Genomic DNA, 15,405 nt, shown 5'->3' on the forward strand with positions numbered 1-15,405 from the left:
GCGCCTGTTTTTTAGCGGTGCAAAGATGGCACGTTATGTGCAATAATGTACGGGTAGATGCTCATTCCATCTCTTATGTTCGCCTTCTGGCCTCATAAACTCAGGAATGATGCAGAGCCGTTTACGGTGCTTATCGTCCACTGACAGATGTCGCTTACGCCTCATCAAACACCCTGGACACAACGTTGAGTGAAGCACCCCTTTATGTTGTCATACAGACCTGTTTTGACGCCTGCCCCTTAACCGGGCAGGCGTTTTTTTATGCATTCCGAATGATTTTGCGTAGGCGGTAAGCCCGGTAAGCGAAGCGCCACCGGGCAAGAGGGAATTACTGCGGGGGATTGTTCTGTAATGTCAGCATCAAGCCATCGCGCCGCATGGCGGCGGCCTCTTCCGGTTGATGCAGTCGATCAAGCGCATCGGCAAGCCAGGCATAATCATACGCGTCCGGGCGTTGTTTTAGCGCGGCGCGGAAAGCCAGGGTCGCCTCCTGCCATTCACCGTGTTTCATTAGCGACTGGCCGAGCGTGCTCCATAACAGCGGGCGATCGCCTACGGTCTTGATTTGCTGGCGCAGCACTTTCTCCAGTTGTTCCGGATTATTGGTTCTGAGGCGAGGAATGGGCAGCACCAGCCGATCGTCATACTGGCGTTTCAGACCGTCAATGATAATCTGCTGCGCCATATCATGATCGTCACATTCGATCAGATGCTCGGCCATTGCGACCTGCAGCGCCACCTGATGGCGGGTTTTACGGCTTTGGTTTTTCCACCAGGTGCGTAATCCTTCGCTGCCCTGCTCGGCGCGCGCCTGATCCATGAGTCCTATCCACGCCTGTTGTTCGAGCATGGCGCGATGCGCTTCATCGCCGACGTGCGCTTTCGCCATGGATGGGATGATATCCAGTAAAGAACTCCATGCGCTGGTGCGAATATAGGCCTGCTCCGCCAGACGCAGAACTTCCGGGTGACGCGGCGTGACCTCCAGCAGTTTGTCCACGCCGTGACGCGCCGCGTGATTTTCATTACGCGCCAGCTGTAAGCGCACGCGCGTGATCTCGACCGGGATGGTGTCGTTCCCCGCCAGCTCTGCCGCACGTTCAAGGTGCTGATTAGCGCGTGCTTCATCGCCGCGCTGCTGCGCCGCTTCTGCCGCCAGCAGATAATTTACCACCGGTTGTTCAGCATGGTCGGCATTTTTTGACATCAGCTTTTCAACCTGCTGATAGTCGCCCTCCGCCAGCTTCAGCAGCGCCTGTTCGGTCTGCTTGCGGGCGCGACGGCGTTTACGACCGGCAAACCAACCGCGGGTGTGCGCGCCGGTACGAAACAGACGGCGTAGCAACCACTCAATGGCGAATAGCACCACCATAGCGACGATGAGAATGATCGCCAGTCCGGTGACGCTGGTTTCAATGTTGTAGTTATCGGTCTGGATTAACACATAGCCCTGGTGACCGGCTATCATCGGGCCGACCACGATACCCGCGAGCAACAACACAAAGAGCAATAATACTTTTAGCATCATTATTCTCCTTGCGGCGCGGTTGCCGGAGCGTCTGTCTGCGTGGCAGGCGCTGCCGTAGAGACTGTCGGTTGCGCCAGCAGATTACGCACGCGGGTTTGCATCAGTTTTTCAAGAATCGCCTGGCTTTCCAGGGTTTCCGGCAGATCCATCGTGATATTTTGCTGGCTTAATTTATCGACCTCCTCCAGGAAGGCTTTTGTCGCGGCGTCGTCAGTATCGTAATAAGCGCGAACCCAGGTCGAAACGTTATCCAGCGCCTGACGGTATGTTTCTTCCTGATGGCGTGGCACGGCCTGCGCGGCGACTAACAGGCGGGAGCGAATATTTTCGCGTAAATAGACGTCCTGGTTGGGCGCCAACAGCGGTACGGCGGTATCATCGCGGCGGCGAATGGTAATAAAGCTGTCCATAAAGTTCTGCCAGCTTTTTTGCAGGTTAACGCGCCATTCGCTTAGCGAGCTGGACAGCTCGCTGCTGTCTGAATCCATCGGCGAACCATCGGTATCGTTATCCGCCAGACGCAGGTTATCGATTTGGTTAGAGAGCTGATTGAGTTTGAGAATAATGCCGTCGTAGTCGATCTGCGCAACGGATGACAGGCTGGCGATATCGTCAGTAATCGCGCGTCGTGCGGTAATCAGGCTGGGGTCATTCATGTCCGCCAGACTGGCGTCAGCGCTTTTGAGCAGCGCAGCGGCGGTAGTGACGTCCTGATCGCTCCACAGCTTGCGTCCGGCGAGTTTCACCAGGAAATCAGCCTGCGCCAGCAGCCAGGTTTTAGCATCGCTGCCGGAAATAGTGGCGACTTTTTGTTGTACTTCATCAAGCTGTTTCGCCAGCGCCGCCTGTTGGCGATTCGCGTCTTCTAACTGCGCCGCTTGTTTTTTGATAATCTCTTCCAGCTCCGCTTTTTGGCTCTCCTGAGCCTTTTGCAAGGCGGTCAGTTGCGTCGCCAGCGCATCGCTGGTTTCCGTTTGCGCGGTTGCTTGCTGTTTCCCCCAGCCATAAAGCCCAATACCTGCCGCCAGGGCAATCGCGATCGCCACCGCGCTTAATACCAGCGCGGCGCCGTTCTTACTTTTTTTCTCGGTATTAACTGGCTGTGGCGTGGTTTCCACGCTCTCCCTGGTCTCATCAACCACGGCGGAGGATTTTTCTTGTTCCGTCATTATGGCATCCCATTATGAGAGTTATTGTAATGCGCGCAACAGCGCATCGTTGTCGGCGTTATCAGCGACCTTAATATCTTGCCAGCCCAGCTCCCGGGCGAGGTGCGCCAGACGTTCACTGACGACCAATAGCCGACAGCGTAGTAACCAGTGCTCACGATACCACTCGGGAGTCAGCGACCAGAGCCGTTGCAACATCTCGCCGCTGGTAACAACAAGCGTTGTTACGCCGCGAGTATGCCAGCGCATCGCTTCTTCCGCGCCATCGTAATGTTTCGCACATCGTTGATAACATTCACAAAAACTGACTTCGGCTCCGCGAGCTGTCAGGGTTTCGCCCAGCAGTTCGCGGCCGCCATTGCCACGCAAAATCAGCGCGCGTTTGCCCGCAATATTTTGTAATTCAGGTAATTGTAGCAAGGCTTCGCTGATTTCCCGATCCAATGGATAACGAATATCGAACCCGCTAACGGTATGAAGGGCGAGCGCCGTGGTGCGGCCAATCGCGAAATAGCGCGGCGACGCAGGCCAGTTTCGACCATCCCGCTGGAGCTGGGCGTGAGCAAAGGCGACGGCGTGCTGTGAAAGGGCAAAAACCAGATCGTTTTCCGTCAGAGTCGCCAGGCGGTCGGCCAGGGTGGGTAGCTCCCGACCGGCGACAAATTCAATCAGTGGAAAACTCCAGGCCACCTGCCCCAGTGCGCGCAGACGGCTCACTAATGCTTCCCCTGCGGGAGAGGGGCGGGTGATCAGAATACTCATGCGGGCGTCTCGCCGTTATAAACTTCCGTCAGAATCGCGCGCGCGCCGTTTTCCAGCAGTTCCTCTGCAAGCGAGATGCCCATTTGCTCCGCCTGCTCGGGAGAACCACGACGTTCGCCGCGCACCATCACCGAACCGTCCGGCGCGCCAACCAGCGCGCGTAGCCAAATTTCACCGTTGATGATTTCTGCATAGCTACCAATCGGCACCTGACAACCGCCTTCCAGGCGGGTGTTCATAGCGCGTTCCGCCGTTACGCGCAGCGCGGTTTGCGAGTGATTCAACGGTGCGAGCAGCGCCTGTGTTCGCGCGTCGTCAAGACGACACTCAATCCCGACGGCGCCCTGGCCTACGGCAGGAAGCGAAACGTCGGGCGGCAAGGCTGTGCGAATGCGCGACTCCAGACCTAAGCGTTTCAGACCGGCCACGGCCAGGATAATGGCGTCATAGTCGCCGTTGTCCAGCTTGCCGAGACGTGTGCCGACGTTGCCGCGCAACGAACGGATAATGAGGTCCGGACGGCGTTCCGCCAGTTGACACTGGCGACGCAAACTGGACGTCCCGACGATACTACCCGCGGGCAGATCGTCCAGACTGTGATATTTATTCGAGACAAACGCGTCGCGCGGATCTTCGCGCTCGCAAATGGTCACCAGACCGAGACCGTCCGGGAAGGCCACCGGAACGTCTTTCATAGAGTGCACGGCGATATCAGCGCGTTTTTCCAGCAGCGCGATTTCAAGCTCTTTAACAAACAGTCCCTTACCGCCCACTTTCGCCAGGGGAGTATCAAGGATCACGTCGCCGCGTGTGACCATCGGCACCAGTTCTACCGTCAGTCCCGGATGGGTTGCCATCAATGCGTCTTTGACATAATGTGCCTGCCAAAGCGCAAGGGGACTTTGGCGTGTGGCAATTCTTAAAACATTGTCTAACATGCTTGTTACCGTCATTATCAATCATTGACCATCCTAACATCCTTATAGAGAGTATGTTAGTTTTCCGGTCACCGTGAGTGAGAGGATAAGGCGCAGTGTCGTCAATGACAGTGAATAATGACGAGAAACCGCCAGCCCGTATTTAAGAATTTACACGCAGCGAACGGTGCTACACTTGTATGTAGCGCATCTTTCTTTACGGTCAATGAGCAAGGTGTTAAATTGATCACGTTTTAGACCATTTTTTCGTCGGTATTAGATAAAAATATGCAGACGAGAAAGGGTAACGGTTATTTTTGACATACGGTTTATCCCGAATGGCGACGGTCAAGTACTGACCTGCACCATGACGGGTAGCAACATCAGGCGATACGTCTTGTACCTCTATATTGAGACTCTGAAACAGAGACTGGATGCCATAAATCAACTGCGTGTGGATCGCGCGCTTGCTGCCATGGGACCCGCTTTTCAGCAGGTTTACAGTCTTCTGCCGACATTATTGCACTATCACCATCCACTGATGCCGGGTTACCTTGATGGTAACGTTCCCAGCGGTATTTGCTTCTACACGCCTGATGAAACCCAACGCCACTATCTGAACGAACTTGAGCTGTACCGCGGTATGACGCCGCAGGACCCGCCGAAGGGCGAGCTGCCGATTACCGGTGTTTACACCATGGGCAGCACCTCCTCGGTCGGGCAGAGCTGCTCGTCCGACCTGGATATCTGGGTGTGCCATCAGTCCTGGCTCGACGGTGAAGAGCGTCAGTTGCTGCAACGTAAGTGTAGCCTGCTGGAAAGCTGGGCCGCCTCGCTTGGCGTTGAGGTGAGCTTCTTCCTGATCGACGAGAACCGTTTCCGCCATAACGAAAGCGGCAGTCTGGGCGGGGAAGACTGTGGTTCTACGCAGCATATCCTGTTGCTTGATGAGTTTTATCGTACCGCTGTGCGCCTGGCCGGGAAGCGTATCCTGTGGAGTATGGTGCCGTGCGACGAAGAAGAGCATTACGACGACTATGTCATGACGCTCTACGCGCAGGGCGTATTAACGCCAAACGAATGGCTGGATCTGGGGGGCTTAAGCTCGCTCTCCGCCGAAGAGTACTTTGGCGCCAGCCTGTGGCAGCTATACAAGAGCATTGACTCGCCGTACAAAGCGGTGCTGAAAACGCTGCTGCTGGAAGCCTACTCATGGGAATATCCCAACCCACGTCTGCTGGCGAAAGATATTAAACAACGTCTGCATGACGGTGAAATCGTATCGTTTGGACTCGATCCCTACTGCATGATGCTGGAACGGGTCACTGAATACCTGACGGCGATTGAAGATCCGACGCGGCTGGATTTAGTCCGCCGCTGCTTTTACCTGAAAGTGTGCGAGAAATTAAGTCGCGAGCGCGCCTGCGTAGGCTGGCGTCGGGAAGTATTAAGCCAGTTAGTCAGCGAGTGGGGATGGGACGACGCGCGTCTGACCATGCTCGATAATCGCGCAAACTGGAAAATCGATCAGGTGCGCGAAGCCCACAACGAATTGCTCGACGCCATGATGCAAAGCTATCGTAATCTGATTCGCTTTGCGCGGCGCAACAACCTCAGCGTGAGTGCCAGCCCGCAGGATATCGGCGTACTGACGCGTAAGCTGTACGCGGCTTTTGAAGCGTTGCCGGGTAAAGTCACGCTGGTGAACCCGCAGATATCGCCGGATCTGTCCGAGCCAAATTTAACCTTTATCCATGTGCCGCCGGGACGCGCCAACCGTTCAGGCTGGTATCTCTACAACCGCGCGCCGAACATGGATTCCATCATCAGCCATCAGCCGCTGGAATATAACCGTTATCTTAATAAGCTGGTCGCGTGGGCGTGGTTCAACGGCCTGCTGACGTCGCGAACGCATCTGTTTATTAAGGGCAACGGTATTGTCGACCTGCCTAAGTTGCAGGAGATGGTCGCCGATGTTTCGCACCATTTCCCGCTGCGCTTGCCTGCTCCGACGCCGAAAGCGCTCTACAGCCCCTGTGAAATTCGCCATCTGGCGATTATCGTTAACCTCGAATATGACCCGACGGCGGCGTTTCGCAATAAAGTGGTCCATTTTGACTTCCGTAAGCTGGACGTTTTCAGCTTTGGCGAAGAGCAAAACTGTCTGATAGGCAGTATCGACTTGTTATATCGCAACTCGTGGAACGAAGTGCGTACTCTGCACTTTAACGGCGAGCAGGCGATGATCGAAGCGCTGAAAACGATTCTGGGGAAAATGCACCAGGATGCCGCGCCGCCGGATAGCGTGGAGGTGTTCTGCTACAGTCAGCATCTTCGCGGTCTGATTCGCACCCGCGTGCAGCAACTGGTCTCCGAATGTATCGAGCTACGTCTTTCCAGCACCCGTCAGGAGACCGGTCGCTTCAAGGCGCTGCGGGTTTCCGGGCAGACGTGGGGACTATTCTTCGAACGCTTGAATGTCTCGGTGCAGAAGCTGGAGAACGCTATCGAATTCTACGGCGCGATTTCGCATAACAAGCTGCACGGGCTGTCGGTACAGGTGGAAACCAACCAGGTGAAATTGCCGTCAGTGGTGGATGGCTTCGCCAGCGAAGGGATTATCCAGTTCTTCTTTGAAGAAACGGGCGATGAGAAAGGCTTTAATATTTATATTCTGGATGAAAGTAACCGGGCGGAAGTGTATCACCACTGCGAAGGTAGCAAGGAAGAACTGGTGCGCGACGTCAGTCGCTTCTATTCGTCATCGCACGATCGCTTCACGTATGGCTCCAGTTTTATCAACTTTAACCTGCCGCAGTTCTACCAGATAGTGAAAACCGATGGCCGCGCGCAGGTGATCCCATTCCGTACGCAGCCTATCAACACCGTGCCGCCAGCAAACCAGGATCATGACGCGCCGCTATTGCAGCAGTATTTTTCGTAAGTGCTGCGCCGGGCAAAGCTGCCCGGCCGGCGTTCACCGCTTCACATTAACTTCACCCAACTTCGTTACCGTGACCTCCGCATTTGGTTTACAGGAGGAGGTTTGAGGTGGCAGATGCGTTCATTTTGTTAGGGATAGTCATGGCGATGGTCAGCCTCGGCTTCATTCTTATAAATAAGTTATTCTGTTTTATATCTGCTGGGTGCCTGCTCTCGCTATGCGCCAGCATGGCCAGTTTTCAACTCTGGGATGCGTCTTACTGGGGGCGATGGGGAAAAGTATGTCCCGGTCTGGATGTGATCATCTCCTGCGACAATTACCATTTTCTCTATGATCTGGGATGGGAATTGTACGGTATCGCCTTTTTGTTCTTTACCGCGTTAATGCTCACATGTGCGGCCATTATTCTTATCAATATGATTATGGCTTTAGAGCGATACTGTGCCGGATGGCGGCGCTAACACGCCTTATCCAGCCTACATTCGAAGAATGCTCATTGAGCGGAACAAGGTTTAGACAATATTTTTTCTTATACAATTTATGTAGTAATATCCAGACCGTTCAAAACGCTATCGCGTCTTTCATTGTTTTCGTAAATATGTTTTGAAAAACCATATTAGAAACAAAAGCTCTTTAATGGTTTCTTATGGATGTTTTTATAAAAGGATATTATATGTCAATAAACAACCCTATTCTTATTTACGTGAATAAGAAACGACAAATAAAATTAGCTTTGTTTTATTCAGTGGTAGCTATAGCTCTTATGATGAGCCTCTTTCTAAATTATAGTATTATGCTAAAGATGATGTGTGTTTTTTTCATAATCCTCATGATAGCAGGCGCAAGTGCTTACTGGTACTCCGCCTTTTCAGGAAAGCCACAGCTAACGTTGAACCAGGAGGGAGTAACATTACACACAACCAGGCTACCAATAGTTTACTGGCATGAAATCAACTATGTTGGTGAGCGTGTTAGCGATAATACGCCTGTGCTGGCCATTTTTGTCAAAGATGTTGAGCTTTATTGTCAGCGAATTACTAATGAGAAAATGCGTAATAATTTTCTGTCATTATTGAATAAGCATGGAAGTAATCGCGTGATGAATATCTCTCTAAACGATCTCGATTATGATTCAGATGAGTTACAGGATATTTTTAAAATGGCTGTTGCCAGAAACCTGGAACAATAGGGTAGAGATATATGTTTTTTGTTATTACTCACCATATTGATGTGCTGCCTCTGGCAACCCTACCCACACATGAAACATGCCCTTATTGTAATAATCAGGATGTATGGTTGATTATTCGCCAAAAAAGGACCCGTACATGTGGTCTGTCTCAGGCGAGAAAAAGAGATAAGTTTGGTTTAGCGATATGCAATCATTGCAGCAATGAAATCAAGGAAAAACGTTGGTCACCAGCGTTACGTCAACTTTTTACCGAGCAGAAGCCACTATTTAACCTAACCTTTTGGCAACGCTACGGCTTTTGGGTTGGTTGGTTGAGTGTATGGCCCGCGCTGTTTCTGGCAACCTGGCTGTATTTCACATTTCGGGGTTGGTAATACGACCGCATATCTCGTTAAATATACGCAGGAAAGCGCTATTCTTCTGGCTCTCCTGCGGAATTAAAACTTAGCGAAAACTCACCTTTTCACCCGCTTGCTGCGTCGCCGCCTGCTCCAGCAGCTCCCAGAAGGTTTCGCCGCTGCGATCGCAAATCCACTCGTCACCTTTCAGGTCAAAGTGATAGCCGCCCTGTTTGGTTGCCAGCCACACTTGGTGCAACGGCTCCTGACGGTTAATAATGATCTTACTGCCGTTCTCAAAGCTGAGGGTCAGCACGCCGCCGTTGATTTCGCAGTCGATATCGCTGTCGCCATCCCAGCTATCGAGGCGTTCTTCAATGGTGAGCCACAGGGCGTCAGCCAGGCGATGAAATTCACTGTCGTTCATTGTTTTATCCCGCTATTGAGTGATAGCGCCAGTATAAGGGGAAGCGTCAGCTTCTGGAACCGATACGAATTACCGTTGTGAGCGGTAAAGGATAAAACCCAGCGGTAGATAAATGACGATAAATAGCGCACTGGTGATAAGTATGACGGACGCATTAACCGGGAAATGGTTCAGAGCCGACAGCATTGCCACTATCAGCGCGACGCAGCCGCCGCAGAGGAGAAAATGCAACAGGATTAAGGGGGCGCGCGGCTTTGCTTTGATATCCAAAAGAGCGCTAAGCAGACCGAGTACCGCGCTTATCGTCAGGACTCCGGCAGCTTCAACACCGTTTATCGTGCCGTGCATAACGCTTTCAATAATGACGTAAAGGCATGAACCGATCCCCACGCCCCGAAGGGCGTTTTTCAGATGTTTATTCAAACGCGCAAAACGGTTTAGCGGCGTCATTTTTGGCATTCCGGTGCCTGCGTTATGATGATGATGTCTTTATTGTTGGTGTACATGACGTTCCTATTCAGAGTATGCGTCTTATCCGGGCAGGGGGATGCTGTTCGGTAAAGCTGGCTGCCAATCCACGTATAAACATAGCGGTTGTCATACGCAAAACGCTTGGTGACTTTTAGCGGCCCATTGATGCTAAAGACTTGAATACCCTGACCTTGCTGGCTATCACGCATAAAATAGCCGTGCTCTTTTCCGGCGTTAATTTCCCGGTTCAGGAAGGGGGCTGGGCTATCCAGTTCCAGCGTTTCCAACTGGTCTTCGCCAAAAGGTGAGAGCCTCGCAATGTATAGCCGGTTCTTATATTGCGCGATGCGATCGTTAACCAGATGAAACTGACTCGGGTCAACGTTGGGAATGGTTTGCCAACGGCCCCACTCGCCGTCAGGTGACAAAGACTTGCGCCAGCGAACCGCTGTTTTGCCGATGTCAAAGGTGCCATCGGTTTTAACATAGGCTGTTTTTACGGAAGGATCTCGTGGGATACCCGTGGCGATAAAAGAGCCATCCTCCATGAGGGCGCCATCTAACTGGGCTATGCGGTAATCCACCCAATAGCCGTATCCTGAGTGCGTTGTTTGCCATTTCACGCGTAGAGCTTTGGGATTGGGCGTGGGATAGCGCCACAGTTGAGCGCCATCAAACGCGTAAACATATCGATCGTCGCGCGCGTACCATTTTTTGTAATGTGGGCTGTCGCCCAGATGCGCTTCTGTCTCGTCCGGAACGTGATAGTCCATCAGAATAAGCGGGCCAGCCGACTCGAATACCTGCAATCCGTCTTCTTCCTTAAAGTCGGATCGCGTTTTAGTGAGTAAATAACCGTGATGCCGCCCGGCATTAAAACGCTTGTCTATCACCAGATTTGGGTTATCCAGCGTGACGACATCCAGTTGGTTTTCGCCGAATTCCGTTTTCCGGATGACATAAAGCCGATCCTGATATTGCGCCACCGCGTTACTGAGCGGATGAAATTGTTCCGGGTCAAGGCCGGGGATTTCGGCAAATTTGCATTCCGGTCCTTTACGCCATAGAACGCGTTTTTCCTGCAGATTGAACGCATCACAGTGTTTTCCAATTTGCATGTCCCGATCCAGGTTGTTCTGGTTGAGAACGTGACGGTGCAAGCCGTTTTTATCGCGCCAGGTCAATAGAGAACCGGGCATCCAGCGCACCACGGAAAAGGTGTCTGGGTCAGCGTCCAGTTGGTCGCCGTTGATGATGATTTTGGTGCGTGTGCGGGCCAGCGTATCCCAGGGACCAAAGGGGACGGCGATACACGGATTAAATGTGGCGGAAAATTTACCGCGCTGATCCCAGGGCTTTTGCGCCAGAACGGTGAAACTGTCCGGGTCGTTCAGGCGATGCCCGTCGACATAAAGAAAGCGATCGTCGCGCAGCGTCAAGCCTATCAGGTCTGGTTTCCACTGGCTGCTAAATTCAACTTTACGCAATGACTGTAAATTAACGCGGTTTTCGCCGCCGTTGTCATCCGTTCGTTTGCCTTCGTCATAGAGACTATCTTTATCAACGCCGACTTTGCCAAAGGCGCGAAATGAGGCGACATCTACCGATGGCGTCCCCGGCGGATTACGCATGATTTTTCCACCGTACAGAATAACGCGTCCGTCACTGTAGTAGGAAAAGCGCGGGAAGATAGCCTGCGCACCGGTATAAACATAATCGGTCGTCAGGTCGGTGAGCGGTGGTTCCCTGTCCCACTCATCCTGAGTTGCCGGGTTAATCAATGAATTGGGTAACCGACGCAGGCGTTTGAAATTCACCTCCGGCAACGAAAGATTGTTCTCCTCTTCTGGCTGGAGATAAACCACGCCGCTGCCTTGCCGTTGATAAACATTGTGCGGAGGTTCACTCAGCCGGCATCCCCAGGCGGGAGGCAGCAGAAGTGAAAGCGAAAAAAGGCAAAACAAATTACGATATTGCATAAGGTCATCCGGACGTGGTACGTAAACCTAAAGTGATTAGCAAAGCATGTTCCCTGATGTAAATGCGCAATAATCATGGCAACGCGCCGCTTTTCAGATTTTATAAAGAGCCCCTAAACGCTTGCTTTTACGCCTTCTCCTGCGATGATAGAAAATAGAAAGCATGAACTTACAGGCAATCCATAATGAAAAACGTGTTTAAGACACTCGCTGTACTTCTGACTCTGTTCAGCCTGACGGGCTGCGGTTTGAAAGGGCCGCTTTATTTCCCGCCAGCCGATAAAAATGCGCCGCCGCCGACGAAAAAAGTCGATTCGCAAACGCAGTCCACGATGCCCGATAAGAACGATCGCGCAACGGGAGATGGCCCGTCCCAGGTCAATTACTGAGGATAGTTTTCTGTCCCCGCGTGAACGGAGTGAATGATGCAATTCTCTAAAATGCATGGCCTTGGCAACGATTTTATGGTCGTCGACGCGGTAACGCAGAATGTCTTTTTTTCGCCGGAACTGATTCGTCGGCTATCCGACAGACACCTGGGCGTAGGGTTTGATCAGCTGCTGGTGGTTGAGCCGCCCTATGATCCTGAGTTGGACTTTCATTACCGCATCTTCAACGCCGACGGCAGTGAAGTCTCGCAGTGCGGCAATGGCGCGCGCTGTTTCGCGCGATTTGTTCGCCTGAAAGGGCTAACCAATAAACGCGACATTCGGGTCAGTACCGCGAATGGCCGGATGGTACTGAGCGTCACGGAAGATGAACTGGTGCGGGTGAATATGGGGGAACCAAACTTTGAACCCGCGCAGGTGCCTTTTCGCGCCAACAAAGCGGAAAAGACGTATATTATGCGAGCGGCGGAACAGACCATACTGTGCGGCGTGGTTTCAATGGGCAATCCGCACTGTGTCATTCAGGTTGATAACGTCGACACGGCGGCTGTTGAAACACTGGGGCCGGTTCTGGAAAGCCATGAGCGTTTTCCGGAACGCGCCAACATTGGTTTTATGCAGGTTGTAAGACGTGAGCATATCCGGCTGCGAGTCTATGAACGCGGCGCAGGGGAGACCCGCGCGTGCGGCAGCGGCGCGTGCGCTGCCGTTGCCGTGGGGATTCAGCAGGGGCTGCTGGCTGAAGAAGTACGCGTGGAATTACCGGGCGGTCGGCTGGATATCGCCTGGAAAGGTCCGGGTCATCCGTTATACATGACTGGTCCGGCGGCACATATCTACGACGGATTTATCCATTTATGAAGCAACCAGAGGAAGAACTACAGGAAACGCTCACGGAACTGGACGATCGAGCGGTCGTCGATTACCTGCGCCATCACCCTGAGTTTTTTATCCGTAACGCCCATGCCGTGGAAGCGATGCGTGTTCCACATCCCGTGCGGGGAACGGTTTCGCTCGTTGAGTGGCATATGGCCCGCGCGCGTAATCACATCAATGTGCTTGAAGAAAATATGACGCTGCTGATGGAACAGGCTCATGCCAATGAAAGCCTGTTTTATCGCTTGCTGAATCTGCAAAGCCGTCTGGTCGCCGCGGATAGTCTGGATGAGATGCTGGTGCGGTTTCACCGCTGGGCGCGCGATTTGGGTCTTGCCGGCGCGACGCTGCGTTTGTTCCCGGATCGGTGGCGTCTTGGCGCGCCATCGCGCTATACGCATCTGGCTTTAAACCGTCAGGCCTTCGAGCCGCTGCGTATTCAACGACTGGGACAGTCGCAGCATTATCTTGGCCCGCTAAACGGCCCGGAACTGCTGGTGGTCTTGCCGGAGGCGAAGGCTGTAGGCTCGGTAGCCATGTCGATGATGGGCAGCGATGGCGACCTCGGGGTGATTCTCTTCAGCAGCCGTGACCCGCACCACTATCAGCCGGGACAGGGGACGCAGCTTTTACAGGAGATCGCGCTGATGCTGCCGGAACTGCTGGAACGCTGGATTAAACGCGTATGACGGATGTCGCGCTTTCTCAGGACGTCTCGCGGTTCCTGCGCTATTTAGGCGTGGAGCGCCAGCTTAGCCCTATTACCCTGCTGAACTACCAGCGTCAGCTTGATGCCATTATCGCTTTAGCCGGAGAAACCGGGCTGAAAAGCTGGCAACAATGTGACGCTGCGATTGTGCGCAGTTTTGCGGTGCGCAGTCGGCGTAAAGGGCTTGGCCCTGCCAGTCTGGCGCTACGTCTCTCGGCATTGCGAAGCTTTTTTGACTGGTTAGTCAGTCAGGGCGAATTGAAAGCTAACCCGGCGAAGGGCGTCTCCGCACCGAAAGCGCCGCGTCATCTGCCGAAAAATATTGATGTCGACGACGTTAACCGCCTGCTGGACATCGATCTTAACGATCCGCTCGCCGTACGTGATCGGGCGATGCTGGAGGTCATGTACGGCGCGGGACTGCGTTTATCCGAACTGGTTGGCCTGGATATAAAGCACCTCGATCTTGATACCGGAGAAGTGTGGGTAATGGGTAAAGGCAGCAAAGAGCGACGCCTGCCGATTGGCCGTAACGCGGTGACGTGGATTGAGCACTGGCTGGATCTGCGCGGCCTGTTCGCCAGCGATGAAGAGGCGTTATTCCTGTCGAAGCTCGGCAAGCGTATCTCCGCGCGCAATGTCCAAAAACGGTTCGCCGAATGGGGCATAAAGCAGGGGCTAAACAGCCACGTGCATCCACATAAGCTGCGCCATTCGTTCGCGACCCATATGCTGGAATCGAGCGGCGATCTGCGCGGCGTGCAAGAGCTGCTGGGTCATGCCAACCTTTCCACCACCCAAATTTATACTCATCTTGATTTTCAACATCTTGCTTCAGTGTACGACGCGGCGCATCCGCGCGCTAAACGGGGGAAATAATGCGTTTTTACCGGCCTTTGGGGCGTATTGCCGCGCTCACCTTTGACCTGGATGATACCCTTTATGATAACCGTCCGGTGATTTTGCGTACTGAGCAGGAAGCGCTCGCTTTTATGCAAAATTATCACCCGTCGCTACGTTCGTTTCAAAACGTCGATTTACAGCGGATACGGCAGGCGGTGCGTGAAGCGGAGCCGGAAATCTATCATGACGTTACCCGCTGGCGCCATCGTGCGATAGAGCAGGCCATGCGGGATGCGGGATTATCGGCGCAGGAGGCCATTGCCGGCGCGAATGCGGCGATGATGCATTTTGCCAAATGGCGCAGCCAGATTGAGGTTCCGCAGGCTACCCATGAGACGTTACAGCAGCTTGCGAAAAAATGGCCGCTGGTGGCGATCACTAACGGCAATGCCCAGCCGGAACTGTTTGGCCTCGGCGATTACTTTAAGTTTGTACTGCGCGCCGGCCCGGATGGACGTTCCAAGCCGTTTAGCGACATGTATTTCCTGGCGGCGGAAAAACTGCATGTGCCGATCGGCGAGATCCTGCATGTCGGCGATGATCTGACTACCGATGTGGCTGGCGCTATTCGCTGTGGGATGCAGGCCTGCTGGATTAAACCTGAAAATGCCGACCTGATGCGGACGCAGGACAGCCGTTTACTGCCGCATATCGAAATTTCGCGGTTGGCATCTCTCACCTCGCTGATATAATCACCAGTAGTTCTGTATAAATTCCCAGTTATTCTGGCGGATGGCGCTATGCTTATCCGCCCTACGATAAGTAGCCCCGGTAAGCGAAGCGCCACCGGGCGTTTTTAGTTTT

Annotated in this window: 16 protein-coding genes; 9 read left to right on the top strand and 7 right to left on the bottom strand. The window is 53.2% G+C overall.

All coding sequences use genetic code 11. The annotated features are described in order from the left end of the window. Positions 1 to 328: 328 nt before the first annotated feature. From hemY to hemC, 4 genes are read right to left on the bottom strand one after another with little or no spacing between them, the layout of a single operon-like run. Positions 329 to 1,525: a protoheme IX biogenesis protein HemY gene (hemY, locus tag ACLJR2_RS18370; protein ID WP_001546072.1), complete on the bottom strand. Its 1,197-nt coding sequence runs from the start codon at positions 1,523 to 1,525 to the stop codon at positions 329 to 331. Between the two features lie 2 nt (positions 1,526 to 1,527). Next, on the bottom strand, positions 1,528 to 2,697 hold the full coding sequence (gene hemX, locus ACLJR2_RS18375; RefSeq protein ID WP_000138953.1) for a uroporphyrinogen-III C-methyltransferase: 1,170 nt from the start codon (positions 2,695 to 2,697) through the stop codon (positions 1,528 to 1,530). Positions 2,698 to 2,718: 21 nt separating this feature from the next. Next, positions 2,719 to 3,459, bottom strand: coding sequence for a uroporphyrinogen-III synthase (gene hemD / locus ACLJR2_RS18380; RefSeq protein WP_000025494.1), 741 nt, complete (start codon positions 3,457 to 3,459; stop codon positions 2,719 to 2,721). After that, a complete protein-coding gene (gene hemC, locus ACLJR2_RS18385; protein ID WP_001521319.1) occupies positions 3,456 to 4,397 on the bottom strand; it encodes a hydroxymethylbilane synthase in 942 nt (313 codons plus the stop codon). Before hemC ends, hemD begins: the two co-directional genes overlap by 4 nt. Before the next feature lie 376 nt (positions 4,398 to 4,773). On the opposite strand from hemC, the gene cyaA reads away from it, so the two are divergent. From cyaA to ACLJR2_RS18405, 4 genes are all read left to right on the top strand, one after another. Continuing rightward, entirely contained in the window at positions 4,774 to 7,320 is a 2,547-nt protein-coding gene (cyaA, locus tag ACLJR2_RS18390; RefSeq protein WP_000281718.1) for a class I adenylate cyclase, read from the top strand. Positions 7,321 to 7,427: 107 nt separating this feature from the next. Next, positions 7,428 to 7,781 carry a membrane protein gene (locus ACLJR2_RS18395; RefSeq protein ID WP_000752579.1) on the top strand — a complete coding sequence of 118 codons (354 nt, stop codon included), beginning with the start codon at positions 7,428 to 7,430 and terminating at the stop codon, positions 7,779 to 7,781. 185 nt (positions 7,782 to 7,966) lie between these two features. After that, positions 7,967 to 8,509 carry an STM3941 family protein gene (locus ACLJR2_RS18400; protein ID WP_015633187.1) on the top strand — a complete coding sequence of 181 codons (543 nt, stop codon included), beginning with the start codon at positions 7,967 to 7,969 and terminating at the stop codon, positions 8,507 to 8,509. A gap of 11 nt (positions 8,510 to 8,520) precedes the next feature. Further along, on the top strand, positions 8,521 to 8,883 hold the full coding sequence (locus tag ACLJR2_RS18405; protein WP_010989084.1) for a hypothetical protein: 363 nt from the start codon (positions 8,521 to 8,523) through the stop codon (positions 8,881 to 8,883). 70 nt (positions 8,884 to 8,953) lie between these two features. Here the strand turns inward: ACLJR2_RS18405 and cyaY are convergent, their stop codons facing one another. From cyaY to ACLJR2_RS18420, 3 genes are all read right to left on the bottom strand, one after another. Further along, entirely contained in the window at positions 8,954 to 9,274 is a 321-nt protein-coding gene (cyaY, locus tag ACLJR2_RS18410) for an iron donor protein CyaY (RefSeq protein WP_000999929.1), read from the bottom strand. Positions 9,275 to 9,343: 69 nt separating this feature from the next. Then, positions 9,344 to 9,733 (bottom strand): DUF3021 family protein, encoded by a 390-nt coding sequence (locus ACLJR2_RS18415; RefSeq protein WP_001125569.1) that lies wholly within the window; start codon positions 9,731 to 9,733, stop codon positions 9,344 to 9,346. Further along, a complete protein-coding gene (locus ACLJR2_RS18420; RefSeq protein ID WP_001200018.1) occupies positions 9,721 to 11,724 on the bottom strand; it encodes a hypothetical protein in 2,004 nt (667 codons plus the stop codon). The genes ACLJR2_RS18415 and ACLJR2_RS18420 overlap by 13 nt, the downstream gene beginning before the upstream one ends. A gap of 185 nt (positions 11,725 to 11,909) precedes the next feature. Here ACLJR2_RS18420 and lptM point away from each other — a divergent pair, with 185 nt between their 5' ends. From lptM to yigB, 5 genes are read left to right on the top strand one after another with little or no spacing between them, the layout of a single operon-like run. Then, positions 11,910 to 12,113 (top strand): LPS translocon maturation chaperone LptM, encoded by a 204-nt coding sequence (lptM, locus tag ACLJR2_RS18425; protein ID WP_000799903.1) that lies wholly within the window; start codon positions 11,910 to 11,912, stop codon positions 12,111 to 12,113. 36 nt (positions 12,114 to 12,149) lie between these two features. Next, positions 12,150 to 12,974 (top strand): diaminopimelate epimerase, encoded by an 825-nt coding sequence (gene dapF / locus ACLJR2_RS18430; RefSeq protein WP_001160671.1) that lies wholly within the window; start codon positions 12,150 to 12,152, stop codon positions 12,972 to 12,974. Continuing rightward, positions 12,971 to 13,678 carry a DUF484 domain-containing protein gene (locus ACLJR2_RS18435; protein ID WP_000812768.1) on the top strand — a complete coding sequence of 236 codons (708 nt, stop codon included), beginning with the start codon at positions 12,971 to 12,973 and terminating at the stop codon, positions 13,676 to 13,678. Before dapF ends, ACLJR2_RS18435 begins: the two co-directional genes overlap by 4 nt. Further along, on the top strand, positions 13,675 to 14,577 hold the full coding sequence (gene xerC / locus ACLJR2_RS18440; RefSeq protein ID WP_000132874.1) for a tyrosine recombinase XerC: 903 nt from the start codon (positions 13,675 to 13,677) through the stop codon (positions 14,575 to 14,577). Before ACLJR2_RS18435 ends, xerC begins: the two co-directional genes overlap by 4 nt. Further along, positions 14,577 to 15,293, top strand: coding sequence for a 5-amino-6-(5-phospho-D-ribitylamino)uracil phosphatase YigB (yigB, locus tag ACLJR2_RS18445; RefSeq protein ID WP_001213560.1), 717 nt, complete (start codon positions 14,577 to 14,579; stop codon positions 15,291 to 15,293). The genes xerC and yigB overlap by 1 nt, the downstream gene beginning before the upstream one ends. Positions 15,294 to 15,405: the final 112 nt, after the last annotated feature.

It is taken from the genome of Salmonella sp. SAL03688, from assembly GCF_046551895.1.
In the GTDB taxonomy this organism is placed as follows: domain Bacteria; phylum Pseudomonadota; class Gammaproteobacteria; order Enterobacterales; family Enterobacteriaceae; genus Salmonella; species Salmonella enterica.

What these genes read in the sequence shown, in the direction of transcription:
- hemY (WP_001546072.1), bottom strand. Translation starts at nt 1,525, where the DNA reads ATGCTAAAAGTATTATTGCTCTTTGTGTTGTTGCTCGCGGGTATCGTG.
- hemX (WP_000138953.1), bottom strand. Translation starts at nt 2,697, where the DNA reads ATGACGGAACAAGAAAAATCCTCCGCCGTGGTTGATGAGACCAGGGAG.
- hemD (WP_000025494.1), bottom strand. Translation starts at nt 3,459, where the DNA reads ATGAGTATTCTGATCACCCGCCCCTCTCCCGCAGGGGAAGCATTAGTG.
- hemC (WP_001521319.1), bottom strand. Translation starts at nt 4,397, where the DNA reads ATGTTAGACAATGTTTTAAGAATTGCCACACGCCAAAGTCCCCTTGCG.
- ACLJR2_RS18400 (WP_015633187.1), top strand. Translation starts at nt 7,967, where the DNA reads ATGGATGTTTTTATAAAAGGATATTATATGTCAATAAACAACCCTATT.
- ACLJR2_RS18405 (WP_010989084.1), top strand. Translation starts at nt 8,521, where the DNA reads ATGTTTTTTGTTATTACTCACCATATTGATGTGCTGCCTCTGGCAACC.
- cyaY (WP_000999929.1), bottom strand. Translation starts at nt 9,274, where the DNA reads ATGAACGACAGTGAATTTCATCGCCTGGCTGACGCCCTGTGGCTCACC.
- ACLJR2_RS18415 (WP_001125569.1), bottom strand. Translation starts at nt 9,733, where the DNA reads ATGCCAAAAATGACGCCGCTAAACCGTTTTGCGCGTTTGAATAAACAT.
- ACLJR2_RS18420 (WP_001200018.1), bottom strand. Translation starts at nt 11,724, where the DNA reads ATGCAATATCGTAATTTGTTTTGCCTTTTTTCGCTTTCACTTCTGCTG.
- lptM (WP_000799903.1), top strand. Translation starts at nt 11,910, where the DNA reads ATGAAAAACGTGTTTAAGACACTCGCTGTACTTCTGACTCTGTTCAGC.
- dapF (WP_001160671.1), top strand. Translation starts at nt 12,150, where the DNA reads ATGCAATTCTCTAAAATGCATGGCCTTGGCAACGATTTTATGGTCGTC.
- ACLJR2_RS18435 (WP_000812768.1), top strand. Translation starts at nt 12,971, where the DNA reads ATGAAGCAACCAGAGGAAGAACTACAGGAAACGCTCACGGAACTGGAC.
- xerC (WP_000132874.1), top strand. Translation starts at nt 13,675, where the DNA reads ATGACGGATGTCGCGCTTTCTCAGGACGTCTCGCGGTTCCTGCGCTAT.
- yigB (WP_001213560.1), top strand. Translation starts at nt 14,577, where the DNA reads ATGCGTTTTTACCGGCCTTTGGGGCGTATTGCCGCGCTCACCTTTGAC.